Annotated in this window: 15 protein-coding genes and 4 pseudogenes; 8 read left to right on the top strand and 11 right to left on the bottom strand. The window is 58.7% G+C overall.

The genetic code is table 11. The features are described from left to right. Positions 1-24: 24 nt before the first annotated feature. Both BS627_RS18455 and BS627_RS18450 read right to left on the bottom strand, forming a co-directional pair. The gene (locus tag BS627_RS18455) at positions 25-636 is read right to left on the bottom strand and encodes a glutathione S-transferase family protein (RefSeq protein WP_077984643.1); all 612 of its coding nucleotides are present in this window, start codon (positions 634-636) and stop codon (positions 25-27) included. Between the two features lie 201 nt (positions 637-837). Continuing rightward, the gene (locus tag BS627_RS18450; RefSeq protein ID WP_245307190.1) at positions 838-1758 is read right to left on the bottom strand and encodes a LysR family transcriptional regulator; all 921 of its coding nucleotides are present in this window, start codon (positions 1756-1758) and stop codon (positions 838-840) included. A gap of 98 nt (positions 1759-1856) precedes the next feature. Between BS627_RS18450 and BS627_RS18445 the strand changes: the two genes are divergently transcribed. After that, positions 1857-3272, top strand: a complete 1416-nt coding sequence (locus BS627_RS18445) for an aldehyde dehydrogenase family protein (RefSeq protein ID WP_077984641.1) — start codon at positions 1857-1859, stop codon at positions 3270-3272. Positions 3273-3296: 24 nt separating this feature from the next. On the opposite strand, the gene BS627_RS18440 is transcribed toward BS627_RS18445, so the two are convergent. Further along, a complete protein-coding gene (locus tag BS627_RS18440; RefSeq protein WP_077984640.1) occupies positions 3297-4292 on the bottom strand; it encodes an NADPH:quinone reductase in 996 nt (331 codons plus the stop codon). 107 nt (positions 4293-4399) lie between these two features. On the opposite strand from BS627_RS18440, the gene BS627_RS18435 reads away from it, so the two are divergent. Beyond that, complete coding sequence (locus tag BS627_RS18435) at positions 4400-4729, top strand: winged helix-turn-helix transcriptional regulator (RefSeq protein WP_077984639.1); 330 nt, start codon at positions 4400-4402, stop codon at positions 4727-4729. On the opposite strand, the gene BS627_RS18430 is transcribed toward BS627_RS18435, so the two are convergent. Then, positions 4726-5616, bottom strand: a complete 891-nt coding sequence (locus tag BS627_RS18430; protein ID WP_077984638.1) for a LysR family transcriptional regulator — start codon at positions 5614-5616, stop codon at positions 4726-4728. The two genes, BS627_RS18435 and BS627_RS18430, sit on opposite strands and share 4 nt — an antisense overlap. 137 nt (positions 5617-5753) lie before the next feature. On the opposite strand from BS627_RS18430, the pseudogene BS627_RS18425 reads away from it, so the two are divergent. After that, positions 5754-6330 (top strand): annotated as a pseudogene (locus BS627_RS18425) (isochorismatase family protein). Positions 6331-6399: 69 nt separating this feature from the next. After that, positions 6400-7149 (top strand): pirin family protein, encoded by a 750-nt coding sequence (locus tag BS627_RS18420; protein WP_077984829.1) that lies wholly within the window; start codon positions 6400-6402, stop codon positions 7147-7149. 135 nt (positions 7150-7284) lie between these two features. Here BS627_RS18420 and BS627_RS18415 read toward each other — a convergent pair whose 3' ends face one another. Further along, positions 7285-8199: a LysR family transcriptional regulator gene (locus BS627_RS18415; RefSeq protein ID WP_077984636.1), complete on the bottom strand. Its 915-nt coding sequence runs from the start codon at positions 8197-8199 to the stop codon at positions 7285-7287. Positions 8200-8310: 111 nt separating this feature from the next. Here BS627_RS18415 and BS627_RS24260 point away from each other — a divergent pair. Next, positions 8311-8481: pseudogene (locus BS627_RS24260) on the top strand (alcohol dehydrogenase catalytic domain-containing protein); the annotation flags it as partial. Between the two features lie 61 nt (positions 8482-8542). Beyond that, positions 8543-9295, top strand: a complete 753-nt coding sequence (locus tag BS627_RS18405) for an IS6 family transposase (RefSeq protein WP_077984635.1) — start codon at positions 8543-8545, stop codon at positions 9293-9295. A 187-nt stretch (positions 9296-9482) separates the two neighbouring features. On the opposite strand, the gene BS627_RS18400 is transcribed toward BS627_RS18405, so the two are convergent. From BS627_RS18400 to BS627_RS18380, 5 genes are all read right to left on the bottom strand, one after another. Next, the gene (locus BS627_RS18400) at positions 9483-10502 is read right to left on the bottom strand and encodes a Gfo/Idh/MocA family oxidoreductase (RefSeq protein ID WP_077984634.1); all 1020 of its coding nucleotides are present in this window, start codon (positions 10500-10502) and stop codon (positions 9483-9485) included. Between the two features lie 23 nt (positions 10503-10525). Beyond that, positions 10526-11320, bottom strand: a complete 795-nt coding sequence (locus tag BS627_RS18395; protein WP_077984633.1) for a TIM barrel protein — start codon at positions 11318-11320, stop codon at positions 10526-10528. 84 nt (positions 11321-11404) lie between these two features. Next, complete coding sequence (locus BS627_RS18390) at positions 11405-12193, bottom strand: ATP-binding cassette domain-containing protein (protein ID WP_044460120.1); 789 nt, start codon at positions 12191-12193, stop codon at positions 11405-11407. Next, the gene (locus BS627_RS18385; RefSeq protein WP_077984632.1) at positions 12193-13314 is read right to left on the bottom strand and encodes an ABC transporter permease; all 1122 of its coding nucleotides are present in this window, start codon (positions 13312-13314) and stop codon (positions 12193-12195) included. Before BS627_RS18385 ends, BS627_RS18390 begins: the two co-directional genes overlap by 1 nt. A gap of 126 nt (positions 13315-13440) precedes the next feature. After that, entirely contained in the window at positions 13441-14394 is a 954-nt protein-coding gene (locus BS627_RS18380; protein WP_077984828.1) for a sugar ABC transporter substrate-binding protein, read from the bottom strand. Between the two features lie 175 nt (positions 14395-14569). On the opposite strand from BS627_RS18380, the gene BS627_RS18375 reads away from it, so the two are divergent. Next, a complete protein-coding gene (locus tag BS627_RS18375) occupies positions 14570-15595 on the top strand; it encodes a LacI family DNA-binding transcriptional regulator (protein WP_077984631.1) in 1026 nt (341 codons plus the stop codon). Between the two features lie 42 nt (positions 15596-15637). Continuing rightward, positions 15638-16682: pseudogene (locus BS627_RS18370) on the top strand (IS3 family transposase). Positions 16683-16849: 167 nt separating this feature from the next. Here the strand turns inward: BS627_RS18370 and BS627_RS24255 are convergent. Then, positions 16850-16954, bottom strand: a pseudogene (locus tag BS627_RS24255) (IS630 family transposase); the annotation flags it as partial. Between the last annotated feature and the right edge of the window lie 225 nt (positions 16955-17179).

Here is a 17179-nt window from a genome sequence, read left to right as displayed (position 1 = left end):
ACGTATCGCACACCCTGTCGAGGGTCAGGCGGCAAGGCCGACCGGCGTCTTGACGAAGTCGACGAAGCCCGGAAGTTGTTCGACCCGACGCAAGAGAGCATTCACGGACGGATAGGCGCTCAGATCGACATTGCCCTCCGGAGCGCGCGCGACGTAGCTGTAGATAGCGACATCGGCAATCGTCGGGTGATTGCCCACAAGCCATTCCCGCCCTTGCAGCTGGCTCTCGATCCGGCCAAGGATGGTGTGTGCACGGCCAATGACCTCTTCCGGATTGAACTTGGCGCCGAAGACCGTCACCAGACGGGCAGCGGCCGGTCCGTAGGCGATCTCGCCTGCCGCAACCGAAAGCCAGCGCTGAACCTCAGCCGCCCCTTTTGCGTCTTCCGGAAGCCATTCCGTCCGGCCTGCCTTCTTGGCGAGGTAGACCAGGATCGCGTTGGAGTCGGAAATGAAGACATCGCCATCCGCCAGCACCGGTACTTGCCCGAAAGGATTCATCTTCAGGAAGTCGGGGTGCTTGTGGGCGCCAGCCTTCAGATCGACCTCGACCAGCTCGTGGGGGAGCCCGATCAGCGAGAGGAAAAGCCGGGCACGGTGCGCGTGGCCTGACAGCGGATGGTGATAAAGTTTCATGTGATCGCTCCTGATTGAAGACCGGGTCCTTTCCCGATCCATGCGCAAAGGATGCAACGGGCGATCAGCGGGCTGAATACTCATCTTTGACAGTGCACCGTTACGCTGTGTGCAACAGTGCTTGGAACCGATCCGCGTGGTGAGCTCGATGGATGGGCCCGCTAAAAGCTACTGGTTACCGCAGAGTTGGCGAGAGATTCCTCAGTCCTGAGGCTGGGTCTCAACGTGGCTGCCGTGTCGAACGTCCCTGATGAGATCGACGAACCGCCGCAGTTTGGCGGGGATATTCCGCCTTCCCGGATAATAAAGGCAGAGCCCCGGATAGGGCGGGGTCCAGTCGGCAAGAACCTGCTCCAGCCTTCCAGCCGCGACGTCGTCTGATACCTGCCATTCATTCAGATAGGCAAGTCCGGCTCCTTCCCGGGCCGCCCGGAGCATCAGGTCGCTATCGTCGAGCGTGAGCTTGCCGGGAGCGTCGAGCATGATGCTCTCTCCTCGCTTTTCGAACTCCCAGCGATAGAGCGTGCCGCTCGCCATTCTGGCCCGAATGCACTCGTGGTTCTGAAGATCTGACGGAACCTGCGGCTTTCCATGCTGGCGGAAATATTCGACCGAACCGACGATGGCCGGACGGACGCTGTCGCCGATAGGAACGACGACCATGTCGGGCGGAACGGCTTCCCGAATCCTTATCCCCGCGTCGAAACCCCTGGCATTGACATCGACGAGTGCCCCCTCCGTGACAATCTCCACCGCCATCTGCGGGTTCCTTCGCATGTATTCCAGGATCAGCGGCGTCAGGATCATCCGGGTCGCACCCACCGACGTGTTGATGCGCAGAGTACCCGTGGCTTCGGCACGATGCTCGTCGACATGCTCGACGGCGTTGCGAATGGCCTCCAGCGCCGGACCGACGCTCGCCACGAATTGTTCGCCTGCGGCGGAAAGGACCACGCTGCGCGTCGAACGGTTGAACAGTCTGACGCCCATGCGCGCCTCCAGCGTAGCTATTTGCTGGCTGAGCGACGACGACGGGATCCCAAGCTCGCGCGCTGCGGCCCGAAACCCGCCTCTGGAAGACACCGCGAGAACTGCTTCGAGTTCGGCGAGCGAGCCACGCATCATTGTCCGTCATCTCCTATCAGGCTGAACGATTTTGGCCAGCTTATCAGGACAGTCCTGAAATGCCACATAGGCCTGGCAGTCGGAAGGAGTTTCAAATGCGCAACATCGACAAGATCTATATCGACGGTCAGTTCGTCACGCCAAAGGGCACCGAAATGGCCGATCTCCACAATCCGTCCACGGAAGAGAAGATCGGCACGGTTAGGCTTGGCGGCGGCGAGGATGCCTGGGAAGCCGTCGCGGCGGCAAAGCGCGCCTTCCCCGAGTTCTCACGCACGTCGAAGGCCGAGCGCATCGATATGCTGAAACGCTTGAACGCCGCAGTCGCCGCGCGCGTCTCTGACCTCACCGAAGCAATGGCGCTCGAATATGGCGCTCCGCAGAACTTCACGCGTTTTGCTATTCCCCATGCCGCTTCGAGCTTCCTCACCATGGCGTCCGTTCTGGAGGACTATGAATTCGAGCGCCAAATGGGCCGCGCCCGCGTGGTCATGCAGCCGTCTGGCGTTGCTGCGGCTATCACCCCCTGGAACAGCAATATCGGTTTCATCACCTCAAAGCTCGCAACCGCCATCGCCGCCGGTTCGACCATCGTCATCAAGCCGAGCGAAATGAGCGCGATCCAGACGCAGATCCTGACGGCGTGTTTGCATGAAGCGGGTCTGCCGAAGGGTGTATTCAACATCGTCAACGGGTTCGGCAATGTCGTCGGTGCGGAACTCAGCCGGCATCCAGACATCACAAAGGTGACCTTCACGGGCTCAACCGCCGTTGGTAGGGAAATCATGCGAAACGCGGCCGAGAGCTTCAAGCGCGTCACGTTGGAACTTGGCGGCAAGGGGCCGAACATCATTCTCGACGATGCCGATCTTGACGTCGTCATTCCTGCCGTACTGCGGATGGGCTTTATCAACAGCGGTCAGGCCTGCATCGCCGGCACTCGCATTCTGGTTCCGAGCCCTCGGCTCGATGACGTCCTGGTCCGGCTGAAGCAGGAGATCGAGACGTTCAAGGTCGGCGCCCCGAGCGATCCCGACGCAATGATCGGGCCGATGGTGAGCCGCAAGCAGTACGATCGCGTCCAGTCCTACATCGAACTGGGAACGCGCGAAGGCGCCCGTCTCCTGACGGGTGGCCCTGGGCGGCCCGCCGGTCTGGATCGCGGTTGGTTTACGAAGCCAACGATCTTTTTCGGCGTGGACAATCAGATGAGGATCGCACGCGAAGAGATTTTTGGGCCGGTCCTGTCGGTCATCGCCTACCGCGACGAAGACGAAGCCATGTCTATCGCAAACGACACCCCCTACGGCCTCCAGGCCTATCTGCATGGCACCGACGCCGCTCATATGCAGCGGCTTGCGGATCGACTGGACAGCGGGCGGGTGGTCGTCAACGGCGCGCCGCATGAACCGCTCGCTCCCTTTGGCGGGTTCAAGCAGTCGGGGATCGGTCGCGAGTATGGGGTGTTCGGCCTCGAGGCGTTCTTAGAACCGAAAGCCGTTATCGCCTGATAAGCTGAGTTTGAGCGGACCGCGTCACGGATTCCGAATTTGGAGGAGGACCTTTCCGACAGCCTTGCCGCTCTCCTGAAACTCGTGGGCATCGGCCACTGCGTCGAGGGCATATGTTTTCGCGATCTGCGGAACGTATGTCCCCAAAGCGGCGCAGGCCGAAATCTCCTCAGTCGCCTGACGCATCGCCGCTTCCGGCATGGTGTAGACATAGACGAAACGGAACGAGAAGCCTCCAAGCAGCGCCTTGAAGAACGGGATTGTGAGCTTAGCCTCCGGTGATTCCGTCGAGTAGGCCGAAACGACACCGTCGCGGGCGAGGCAGGAGATTGCCACTTCGATATTGGCGGAGATATCGACATCCACGATACGATCGACACCATGGCCGCCCGTCGCCGATCGTATGGCATGCGGGACGTTCTCCTCGTGCCGGTTGAGCACAAGGTCGGCCCCAGCCGCTCGCGCCACCTCTGCCTGCTCCTCGCGGCTCACCGTCGCCGCCACCCATGCCCCCGCCCATTTCGCAAGCAGGATCGCCGCGTTGCCGACCGCCCCAGCGCCACCCTGCACCAGAACCCGCTTGCCGCGCAGGTCACCATCGGCGAACAGGCAGCGATGCGCCGTCATCGCAGGAACGCCGAGTGAGGCCCCGATCTCAAAGGACACGTTGTCGGCCAGCATGACGGCCTGCGCGGACGGCACGACAACGAATTCCGCAGCTGTCCCAAACGCGCGGCCCCATTGCGCCATGTAGATCCAGACCCTCTCGCCGATTCTTGTATCAGGGACGCCGGGGCCGACGGCGTCGATCACGCCCGCGCCGTCCTGATGTGGAACGATCCGCGCGAATGGCATGGCCTTATCCCCGAATCCGGTTCTCGTCTTGATGTCGGAAGGATTGATGCCCGAGGCAGCCACCTTCACCCTGACCTCGCCGGCGCCCGGCTGTGGGTCGGGCAAGTCACCGACAACAAGCACCTCTCTCGCAGCTCCTTGTTTCTCGTAAAACGCAGCGCGCATGACAACACCTCCAATCAACTCGCTCCAATTAGGCGCGGTACAGGCAATCTTGCAAGTAGGCAACAGTTCTGCCTATAGGGATAGAAAGTACACCATTGGAGACCAGGATGAGCCTTGGCCAGAAGTGTCCCGTCGAGACCACCGTCGATGTCACCGGCGGCAAGTGGAAGCCCATGATCATTTACCGGCTGCTGGACGGGCCACGCCGGTTTGGCGAGCTGCGCCGCCTGGTCGGCGATCCGAGCCAGCGATCATTGACGATGCAGCTCCGGGAGCTTGAAGCTGACGGGATTGTCGCCCGCGAAGTCTTCGCTGAAGTCCCGCCGCGCGTGGAGTATTCGCTCACACCGTTCGGGCAGACGCTCGCGCCCGTGCTCATGGCCATGCGCGACTGGGGCGTCGCGTTTCAGGAGCGTCGGCTCTCCGCACGAGGTTAGGACGCATCCCCTGCGGCGCTCGCCGAGAACCGCGCGACAAAGAAATCGATCAGCACCCTGACCTTCCGCGAGACATGCGATCCCGGCGGCCGCACGATGTAGACGCCGATCTCCGGCAGGCTGTATTCCGTCATGATCGGCACGAGCGCGCCCGCCGTCACGTAGCTTTGCGCGATCACGACAGGAAGGGCCGCGACACCCAGCCCGGCCGCCGTCCCTTCGGCGATGCCCACGGCGCTGTCCGCCTTGAACCTTCCCTGCCCGTTGACGACGACCGTGCGGCTGCCGTCCGACACCCTCCAGCTTTCGGTCCCTTGAAGGATGGCCTGGTGTTCGAGCAGGTCCGAGGGCGTTTTCGGGATGCCGCGGGCACTCAGGTAGTCTGGATTGGCGAACAATCCGGCCGCAAAGGCGCCGATCTTGCGCGCCGTCAAATTTGAATCCTGAAGGTAGCCGACCCGTATGCCGCAATCGAACCCTTCTGCCACCAGATCAACGTACCGGTCGCTGTAGTGCGCGTGAAGCTGCATCAGCGGATGGCGGCGGGCAAGCTCGGCCAGCGCCGGCGCGAAGTGTCCGGGACCGAAGGACGAAGGAACCGCCACGCGTAGTCGTCCCCGCAACTCCCCGGTCGGCAACATTTCCTCGCGCGCCACGTCCATTTCCAGGCACATGCGCGCCGCATGCTCGCGGAAGGAAACACCGGCTTCGGTGAGTGATGCGCCTCTGGTCGTGCGCGCTAAAAGCTGAACGCCCAGTTCGCTTTCGAGGCGGACGAGCCGCCGGCTGACGATCGATTTCGGCAGTCCGAGACGCCGGGCCGCGACCGTGATCCCTCCGCCGTCGGCAACCTCAACGAAGGTCTGCATGTCCTCCAAGCTGATCATGTTTGCGTTCCATTTTTCGTTCTACAGAGTGGCAAATCATAGAGCTACCGCACCACCGATCGCAACGCCAAATTCAAGTCATCGAGCGGATCGAAACCGAATTTCACCCACCGCCGACAAGCAAAAGGAACACGACAATGCATAATAACGTCTTCACCCCCCGAAAATTCCGCCATGCTGCTGATCGACCATCAGATCGGCACGATGGCCTGGACCCACTCGCACGATATCAACCTGGTCAAGCAAAACGCGCTGAAACTCGCCCGAATCGCCAAGGCCGCCAATATCCCGACCATCCTGACATCCAGCATGGAAGACCAGATCCAGGGACCGCTGCTTCCGGAACTCAAGGAAATCCTGCCCGAAGCCTTTGACGCCCGTATCAAGCGCCCCGGTATCGTCAACGCCATGCACCACGACGGCTTCAACCAGGCGGTCAAGGCGACCGGCCGCAAGAAGTTGTTCGTTGCAGGCGTCACGACAGAAATCTGCGTCACCTTCCCGGTCTTGCAGATGCTCGACGAAGGCTACGAGGTTCAGGTCTCGGCGGATGCTTCCGCCTCCTACACCAAGTACGGCGACGACCTTGCTCTCCGTCGCATGGAAAAGGCCGGAGCCATCATCACCACTGTCGATCAGATCATCTCCGAACTTGCCGTCGACTGGACGAGCCCGCTCGGTCAGAAGCTGGTCGGCATCCTGAACTATCACTGATGTCGGAACGATATCGTGTTCATCGGCGCGGGCAACAATCGCCCGCGCCCGAAATGGAAGGAAATTCCAATGACCATCACCAAGATTTCCGCAGGCCGGATGCGCGGGAACATCGTCCAAGGCTTCGGCGTCGAAATCCTGTATCCGGGTTTCTCCCTAACGGGCGATGATAGCGGGATCGGTCCGATCGGCAGGATCGATCGCGCCCAGGTGCAACCCGGTCACCTCATCGGCATGCACCCGCACAAGGACGATGAGATCCTGACCTACATCCGCAGCGGCGAGATGCTCCATCGCGATACGGTCGGAAACGAGAAGAAGCTCGACAAGACGCATTTCATGATGATGAATGCCGGCCACACCTTCCAGCACGAAGAGCTGATGCTCGGAAACAGCCCGGTTCGAGCGCTGCAAATCTTCCTGCGGCCCAACGCTCCCGATCTTGAGCCGATGGTGCAGTTTCATGATTTCGTTGACGCGAGCAGTGAAAACGAGTGGCGATTGATTGCCGAGCCAACGGAGGCGCCGCTTATTGTGCGATCCAATGTCCGGGTGTTCGATGCCCACATCAAGAAGGGCACGCAGCTGGGCCTCCCCGCCGCGGCCGATCCCGGGACAGCTTTTCTGCTCTATGTCTTCGACGGGGCGATAGATTTCGGCGACGTCACGATCGTTAGCGGCGAAAGCGCGTTCGCGCGTCGGGTTGATGACAAGCCCATAGCAAAAACCGATTCCGATGTCGTCCTGTTCGCGCTCAACCCGGAAGCCGAGGTGTTTCGCGGCGGCATGTTCAGCGGGAACCAGAAACGTATGGGATGAAACTCAAGAAGACACGATTATGGATGGCGGAGTGGGAGATCATCGTTCTGCTCCTCGCCTTGAAGGGAACCGAACGACGGCAGCTATCAGCTGCCTGCTCATCTGCCGTTTAATGATTTCCTGTTGCGGGGAGCCTCAACTCCAACGCGGCGGAGTCCCGATGTGATTTTTGAGCGCCTCGGTGAATGCTCTGATCTTCGCAGATGGCACCTGGAGCGCACGAAGAAGATAGATCCCGGAAGGCCTTTCATTCCAACCTTCGCCCGATAGCGGTAGGCGGACAAGATCACCCGCCTGGACGGAAGGCCCCGAGACCCAGCTCGGCAGGAACGCCACCCCCATCCCGGCGATCGCAGCCCCGTTCATCGCTTCAAAATCGTCGGACCGGAATACGACGCGCTCGCAAGCCTCCCCTGTTGGCGTGCCAAGAATATTAGACCAACCGAGAAGATCGTTACCGTGGAGCTTATCGAGGACACGATGTTGGCGAAGCGCATCTGCACTTTCCGGCACCCCATATTGCTCAAGATAGGCAGGGCTCGCCACGATGATGCGATCAAGAGGCGCCAGCCTGGTTGCGATCAACGTGCTATCCTGGAGATCCCCCATCGTCACCACCAGATCGAGCCGCTCTGCGACCGGGTCGGCCAGCCGCTCGGTCAGATCCAGTTCGACATGCAGGCTCGGATATTCCCGCGCGAGAGATGTCAGAACGGGGATGACGTAGCGTTTTCCGAACGTCGGGAAGCAGGCGATCCGCAACGTGCCGCTGACCGCACCATCGAAAGCAGCAACCTCGGCATGGGTGTCGGCCAGATCGTCAAGCAGGCGCTGGACGCGCTCAAACAGGTGACGGCCCGCGTCCGTCAAAGACAGCGCCCGTGTCGAGCGAACGAGGAGAGGAACTCCGAGGTCCTTCTCCAGCGCATCGATCTGTCGAACGACAGCCGAGGGCGTGACGGCCCGGCGCCGAGACGCAGCCGAGAAGCTTCCGGTGCGGACGACATCGACGTAAACAGCGAGATGTTCTGCGAACCGTCGGTCCCTCATCTTTGCCTAAGACGCAAAACCGTTTCGACCATTCAGTTCGTTATCATCTGCAGGCATTTGTAGCACTTTCCTTCTCGTGAAGGTGTCTATGGCTCACAAAGCTACGGCGACAGCACTATTCTCGGGCTTGAAGTCGCTGGTCAGGTCATCGCCATGGGGGACGGGGTGAGCGGATTTGCAGTCGGAGACCGTGTCATGGGCATTGTCGGTGGCGGCGCCTACGCCCAATATGCGCGCCTAGACTACGGGATGGCCGCTCCGGGCTTGTCGCAAATTTTCTAGCTTAACGGAAAGTTGACCATCGGAAGAGAAATTCGCGCTCCAAAAGTTGCGGAGCAAGCCAATGATTCTGAATGCCATTGCCGAAAAGCTAAAGCGCCAATCAAAGGACGATTTCAAGGGAAGGCATTTCGAGGCGTGGGTGATCGTGCAGGCGGTTACGTGGTATTTGCGATACCCGCTCAGTTATCGGGATCCGGACGAGATGTTCCGTAAGCGTGGCTTCGAGGTCGATCACAGCACGATCAATCGGTGGGTTCTGGTTTATGCGCCCATTATCGAGAAGCGGCTTCGCCGGTTTCGCCGACCACATTGTGGATCGGTGCGGATCGACGAGACTTATGTGAAGGTCCGCGGCAAATGGCGATACCTGTATCGCGCCATCGACAAAGCAGGAAATCCCGTTGATTTCCTGCTGACAGCCAAGCGCGACCTCGATGCCGCCAAGCGTTTCTTCCGCAAAATGCTGAAAGATGATCCGTTATTGTCGCCCGGCAGGATCGGCACGGATGGCGCCAATACGTTTCCATCGGCGATTAAAACGTCGGTTGACGATGGGCTTCTGCATCCGGATCCCGTGCACTACGTCACCAAACACCTGCAGCAAGGCATCGAGAGCGACCATTTCCGCGTGAAGAAGAACATGCCGAAGATTGGTGGCTTCCAGTCATTCAACACGGCGCGGCGAACGATCGCGGGTTTCGAGGCGATGCTGTGGCTGAGGAAGGGCTTCGGTTTTTCAGGCGGCTGGACCGTAAACGACCAGAATGATCTCCTTGCGCGCCTCTTCGGACTTCAAAAGGTTAACAAAGCGTGAAAGCAGCGGCGGTCAGAGGGTAATTGCGACGTGCAGAAATGATTGCGACAAGCCCGTTTTTGGCTTCTGAACTTCTGCTTTCGCTTCCATGATGATCCTCCTAGCCTCACCAACAGGCTTCTGGTCACGAACTTTTCCAACATATATGTGCTGACAGAGGCCGACAGCGCCCCTGTCAGCTAGGCCTTCAACTCACAGGAACCGGCTGTTTTCTCGACACGGATTCAATGGCAGCAAGGGCGATCGCCAGAGCGTTGCGAGCATCAGCTCCCGTGGGTGCATTCTGAACAACACCGCGACGAGCCGCCTCAACGAAAGAAGCAAGCTGCGCCGTGTAGGCTTGGACGAAGTGGTCCGTGTCGCGCCGCCATGTGTCGTTGGATACGCCAGTCGCGTCGAACAGCGTCATGCTCGAACGTCGTACGTCGCCCATCGTGACCATTCCGCCGGAGCCGAATACTTCGCCGCGAATATCGTAGCCGTACATTGCAGAGAAGTTTGCTTCCGCAACCGCAATAGACCCGTTGTCAAAGCGGATATTGACGACCGCCGTGTCTAGGAAGCCCTTGTCGCGTGCATCCGGGCGAACCAATACATCTGCCATTGCAAACACTTCGACAGGCTTTGCGCCGGGGTTCAACCAAAGCAATGTGTCGAAGTCGTGTATAAGGGTTTCATAGAAGATCGTCCACAACGGAATCCTGTCAGGATCACCGCCGAACGGACCGGGATCGCGCGTCAGTGACCGGATGAGCTGAACCGCGCCGACCTTTCCGGCATCGATCGCTTCGCGGCCTTCAAAAAATGCCTGGTCCCAACGGCGATTAAAACCGACCTGCAGGGGAACGCCTGCGGCCTTGGCGGCTGCAATACCGCGGTCCGCATCTTCAAGCGTGAGTGCCATCGGTTTTTCGCAGAAGATCGCTTTACCGGCCTCCGCCGCCTGCACAAGGATATTGGTGTGAAAGCGTGCAGGTGTGGCAATGATGACCGCATCCAGACCGGGGTGAGAAAGCATTTCTGCGACGTCGGTATAAGAAGCGTCGGCGCCCAGCGCGTCTGCAAGTTTTGCGGCGGCCCCGGGAGCGGGATCAGCGACGGCCACAAGCTCCGCGTCTACGAGCCTTTTTGCGACACTCTCCCCATGGAATGAACCGATGCGCCCTGCCCCGATAAGTCCGACGTTGACTGTTTTGACCTTGGTCATGATTTTTAGTCCTGTTTTTGAAATCAGAGAGTGAAGGCTTCGCGGAAGGCAGCGAGCGCGGCGTCGGCATCTCCGGATGCCCAAGCTTCCATCCCGATCGGGCCGGAGTAGCCCATATCGCTCAGGGCTTTTGCGATCCCCTTCCAATTCACCTCGCCGGTGCCCGGCTCAAATCGGCCGGGTACGTCAGCCACCTGAATCTCACCGATCCACGACAGGCTCCTGCGGCAAAGTTCGATCAGGTTCCCCTCACCGATCTGCGCGTGGTAGAGGTCAAGGTTCAAACGCAGACGCGGGTGATCGATGCTGGACACGAGCGCCAACGTGTCTTCGGCGCGCCCGAACGGCACGCCGGGGTGATCGACGGGAAGGTTCAGGTTCTCCAGTGTGAAAACCACATTTTCTTCTTCCGCGAGGTCAACGATACGGCATAGCGTCTCCTGAGCCTTCAGCCACATGGTTCCCGTGACGACCTCGACAGGCTGAACCGGCAGTCCACGATCCCCGAGGCCTGTGCCGTGAAGATTGAGGCGCTGAACGCCAAGACGTTTGCCGATATGAGCCGTTTCGCGTGCGGTTCTCAAAAGTTCGGCTGCGCCCTCATCATCGGTGAGGCAGCCTGTCAGGTAACCGTTCATAATTGTGAAGGTTGCACCGGTGGCTTCGAGCTTGCTGATGTCGTGCTCTTGCCAATTCCAGAGGCCGACGCCAAATCCCTGCTCCTTCAATCGGGAGGCGCGCCATTCGATCGGCTTGTCCCGCCACAGCATCTCCGCGCAGGCCGCTAACGGAAACGGGCTAATATTCGCATTGCTCATTTGGGGTGGTTTCCTGGATTTTGGATATGGCTGTCCCGAGGCCCGGCGAATGCGCCGAGCCAAAATTGATGTTTCCAAGTGTCTTCAAATGGTGCCGCCCAGCTCCGCGGAGATCGACTGTAGTTCCTTGCCGCCGGCCATCAGATTCTGCAGGCCATCGAGGTCGATTTCATGCTTGGCAAATGTCCCCAGCGTCTTTCCCCTGTTCAGAGCTGTGAAACGGTTGCCGACGGCAAAAGCGTGTCTGACGTTATGGGTAATGAAAATGACGCCCAGACCTTTGCTACGAACCTGATCGATGTACTTCAGGACCATCGAGGTTTGCGCAACACCGAGTGCAGATGTCGGTTCGTCAAGAATGAGGACTTTTGCGCCGAAATACACGGCGCGTGCGATCGCCACGCATTGACGTTCGCCACCGGAGAGCGTGCCGACGGCCTGTCCGGGTTCACGAACATCGATGCCGATTCTCTTCATTTCTTCGCTGGTAACGCGATCCGCGAATTCCATGTCCATGTATTTGAACGGACCGAAGCCCTTCAATGGCTCGCGACCCATGAAGAAGTTTCTTGTGACAGACATCAGCGGGATCATCGCCAGATCCTGGTAAACGGTCGCGATCCCCGCATCGAGCGCATCTCTTGGACCGGTAAAGAGATGTTGTTTCCCCTCGACGAGGAAGTCGCCGGATGTCGGTCTGTGAACGCCGGAAAGAGTATTGATCAGGGTTGATTTGCCGGCTCCGTTATCTCCGAGAAGGCACAGAACCTCTCCTGCGTGGACACTCAGCGAAACGCCGTTAAGTGCGATAATCGAGCCGAAGTGCTTGACGAGGTTCTTGACCTCGACGAGTGGTGTCTGGGTCGTGCTCATCAGCGTTCTCCCGTCACACGCTTACGAATGATGTTGTTGAAAATAACGGCGGTCAGCAGCATCCCGCCGAGGAAGACGAGGTACCAATCCTGGTCGATTGACGTGTAGGTGAGGCCGATCAAAACCATACCAAAGACGATCGAACCGAAAAATGCGCCGATCGCCGAACCGTAGCCGCCGGTGAGAAGGCATCCGCCGATAACGGCCGCGATAATTGCTTCGAATTCTTTCTGAAAGCCGCGTCGGGCATCAGTCGAACCGGCGTCGAGGACAGTTAGAATGGCGACAAGAGTGGCGCACATCGCGGTTACGATAAATAGGGTGGTCTTTACACGGGCGACAGGAACACCCGACTTGCGGGCAGCCTTCGGGTCACCGCCCGATGCAAAAATCCAGTTTCCAAATCGTGTGCGAAGCAGAACCCATGTCGCGACGAGTGCAATGAGCACAAACCAGAGGATTTCCACCGGAATACCCGGGACTTTCGGCGTTCCGTTCGGGAAGGTCTCGATAATTCCTGCATTGCCAAGCCATGTGAAGAGACCCGGGAAGGCATCGCCTGAAAACAGCGGCGCAAGGGGACTGTCCGCAACAGCCTCTCTCATCCCGCGAAGCTGGGTTGAACCGCCGCTCGCCCACTTCAGGCCGACGAGCGTTAAGCCGCGAAGAATGAAGAGAAACGCAAGCGTCACTATGAACGATGGAAGCCCGGTGCGCATGGTGAGCTGGGCATTGGTGACACCTATGACCACGGCAAAAGCAAGCGCGATCAGGATCGCGACACTGAGCGGGAGATTAAGGACGACAAGGGCCGTGCCGAAAACCAGCCCCGCGAATGCGACCATCGAGCCGATGGACAGATCGAACTCGCCGCCGATCATTAGAAGTGCCGCACCAACCGCAAGAATTCCGAGCTGGGCTGCTGGCGCCATGAAGTTTACAATACCGGCAAGTGTGAACATGGCTGGGTTTGCGGTGAGCATGAAGAATATCGTAACGAGCACCAATCCTGCGACGGCGCCGAGTTCCGGACGTCGCGCGAGCGCGGTCAAAGTCGAAACCTTTTTCAGGCGCTCGTCGGATCGAGTCGGTGACCCGTTCTGTTCGTTGGCCAGCGTCATGGGCATACCTCAGATGTAAGTTTTCTACGTGCGCCATCGGTTGCCGTTCACGCGTCACGCGGATCGGATGCCAGGCGATGAGGGCAGCTCCCGCCGGAGGTGCGAGAGCTGCTAGATGGGTCCCGCTCAGCGGATACCCTGGGAGGATTTCTCAATCACCGAGGCTGCCGCATCCTTCTCGACGAAGCTCGGACCCGAGGCGACGTTTCCAGCAGGAATAGTGCCATACTTGGCATTCAGCGCGAGGAATGTGACTGGCAGATACCCCTGAAGGTAGGGTTGCTGGTCCACGGCAAACAGTGCCTTGCCTTCCGAAACAGCCTTCAGGAAATTCGCCGAAAGATCGAAAGAAGCGACCTTGACCTTGTCACCATTGCCCATCTTCTCGACAACAGCGACCGCCCGCTCACCAACGAGGGGTGCCGACAGGCCAAGTACGACATCGACGGAAGGATCTGAGGTTAAAGCAGCCTGAATCTTCGATTCAATTTCCGCCGGATCGGCTGTCGTCGGCAGGACCGTAACCTTTCCACCTTCGAAGCCCTTCGCCGTCCCCGCGCAACGCTGGTCAAGAGCGGCATTTCCGACCTCCTGGTTTACGCAAAGGACGTGTTTCTTGCCGAGCGACTTCAGTTTTTCGCCGACCTTCACGCCTGCGGTAAGTTCGTCCTGGCCAACATGGAGCCTGATGCCCAGCTTTTCCGTTGCGGCAATGCCGGAGTTCATGGAAATGACGGGGATACCGGCCGCAATAGCCTTGGCAATCGCCGGGCCCAGCGCATCCGGATCGGGATTGGAAATTACAATACCCGCCGGGTTCTGATTGACTGCAGCTTCAATGAGCTGAGCCATCGCGACCATGTCGAAGGTCTCAGGTGCACGATAGTCAACCTTGGCATTGATGTCCTTGCCGGCCTGCATCATACCGTTTTTCACGATCGACCAGAAGGGGTCGGACGCTTGCCCATGAGTGACAGCAATGATGCTGGGCTGTTCATCGGCTCTGACGCCTATCGACCCCGCTGCAGCCAGTGACACAGCAATAGCCGCAGAAGCGACATTCTTCCAAATGGATTTCATTTTTTCCTCCTCAATGTCACCCACTCCTCTGGATGACAAATTCGAATGCTACCGGGTGCAAATTTGTTTGCTACCGGGTGCAAGCAGGTGCATGTTATGTCAGAATGCGTTAAAAGCAAGCATTCATTTCACTGTATCAGAAAAATGGAATTTATGTTCCATTCCCGGAGAGTTCATGCGGAAGAGAGCAACGGCAAAACAGGTAGCGGATGCGGCAGGAGTCTCGAAGTGGACCGTAATCCGCGCTTTCACACCGGGCGCCTCTATTACTGACGAAAGCAAGCGGAAGGTACTGGAGACTGCCGCAGCTTTAAACTATACGCCGAACCTCCTTGCACGAAGCCTCGCAACCAACTCGACGGGACAGATCGCCGTCTTCGTGGATGACTTTTCCAACCCGCAAAAACTCCCCTTCCTTGAGGCGCTCACCGAGAAGCTCCAGGCGGCCGGCCTGGTGGTGATGCTGATCAATATCAACAGTCACTTTGACCATGTAAACGCCCTTCTCCACGCGGACCAGCGTCAGGTCGATGCCATCATTCTCTTTGGTACAGCGTTTCGTGACGAAACTCTGACAGACCTGCAGCAGGGGCAAGGCATGCCGCCTATGTTCGTGCTTGCACGCGACAGTCAGATCGACGGCGTTCCCGCTGTTGTCTGCGACGCGGAACTGGCCCTCAAGGAAATCGTAGACCACCTTCATGCGAGGGGATATAGGCGCCCAGGCTTCATGAGTGGTGCTACGGCTTTGTCTACAGCTTTAAAAAGAAGCTACTATTTCACGGAGTTTTGGGCGGAAAAAGGTATCCAGGACATTGTCCACATGAGCGCGGAAAAATACAGCCTGGACGCTGGCGCCGCCTCGGTGAGGAAGTACTTGAGTGAGGCGTCTCCTGACGATCGCATCGATGTCCTGATGTGCGAAAACGACATTCTGGCGATGGGCGCCATGGATGAAATCCGGGCGCGGTTCCACCTTCAAGTGCCTGAAGACATTGCGATAGTGGGCTTCGACAACTACGAGCTATCCGGTTCGTTCGGATATGGCATTACCACCTATGAGCAACCGCGCGACGAAATGATTGATGCAATTCTGAGTATGATCAAGGGGCACTCGGATTTAAAGACGGTCACTCTCCGGGGAGAGCTCGTCGTTCGAAACTCAACATTAAGGTCGGCTGACCTTGCCCCGTTGAAATAATCCATTTTGAAGTAAGCTCTGGCCCATTGAGAGGACCAGGGAATGAAGCGCAATCGTTTCACAGACGAACAGATCATCGGCATTCTGAAGGAGCACGAGGCTGGCACGCGGGTCTCGGAGCTTTGCCGCAAGCACGGCGTCAGCGATGCCAGCATCTATAAATGGAAGGCCAAATTCGGCGGCATGGACGTATCCGAAGCCAAGCGTCTGAAGACGCTGGAAGACGAGAACACGAAGCTGAAACGGCTCCTTGCAGATGCGATGCTCGGCAATGCGGCTTTGAAAGACCTTTTGGGAAAGAATGGTGACGCCCGCAGCAAGGCGGAACGCTGTCACTCATCTGATGATCCACCACCAGATGAGCGAACGGCGGGCGTGTAAAACCATCGGCTTTTGCCGGATGACGATCCGTTGCGAAACCAGGCGCAGCGATGACAATGACCTTCGCGAGCAGATGAAGGCGCTGGCGCATGAACGTCGCCGCTTTGGATATCGACGCCTTCATGTGCTGCTCAGGCGTGAGGGTCACCTTGTGAACCACAAGCGTCTCTTCCGGCTCTATCGGGAAGAGAAGCTGACGGTGCGCAAGCGCGGCGGTCGGAAACGAGCGATAGGCATACGAGCACCGATGCTGGTCCCGCTTGCCGCCAATGATCGCTGGTCACTGGACTTCGTGTCGGATCAACTCACCGATGGTCGCAGGTTCCGGGTGCTGACCGTCGTCGACGATTGCACTAGGGAATGCCTGGGCCTCGTCGCCGATACGCCTCTTTCCGGCCTGCGGGTTGCCCGTGAGTTGGACCGGATCATCGAGGGACGAGGCAAGCCGAAGATGATCGTCAGCAATAATGGCAGCGAGTTCACCAGCAACGCAATCCTGCAATGGACGGATCGGACCAAAGTGGCATGGCACTACATCGCGCCTGGCAAGCCGATCCGGAACGCCTTCATCGAAAGCTTCAACGGGCGGCTGCGAGACGAGTTTCTGAATGAAACGCTCTCTCGTCACTGCCCCATGCTCGATCAGGGCTTTCAAACTGGCGCAGCGATTACAAACGATCACCGCCCACACTCTGGCCTCGGCTAGCTGACACCCGCCGAGTTCGCCCAAGACCATCAACCCGCGACGTGATGCGGTGCTGCGCAGCCGAAATGGCTCCGCACCGCCACCCGCCGCTACCGCCCCGAATACAGCAACCCAAAACCGCTGGAGCAAACTCAAAACTGGATAAAACTTGGGGGCAAGGTCACCATCGAAATCCCAACCCCGAACCGCGCCGCCGACTGGCGCGCAGACATGCCCGCCGCAGACGCTTTTAACACGCGTAGTCGAAGATCATCGCTCAGTGCTCGTCCCATCATCCACCTCTTTCGCAGTGGATGTTGAATCAGCTTCCGCTCGCCCTGTCCCTTCACAATCGATTCATCGACCACAGAATCTGCCCTAGCGTTGTGCTAGGGATAAAAACGACTTCGGCCTCCCGAAGGAGGCCGATTAAAGTCTTGATAGTCATATAAGTTTTGGTTGCGGGGGCAGGATTTGAACCTGCGGCCTTCAGGTTATGAGCCTGACGAGCTACCGGG

The organism is Agrobacterium salinitolerans (genome assembly GCF_002008225.1).
Classification (GTDB): Bacteria; Pseudomonadota; Alphaproteobacteria; order Rhizobiales; family Rhizobiaceae; genus Agrobacterium; species Agrobacterium salinitolerans.
Note: the sequence above shows the minus strand (reverse complement) of the source record. Positions and strands in the feature narration are given on the sequence as shown.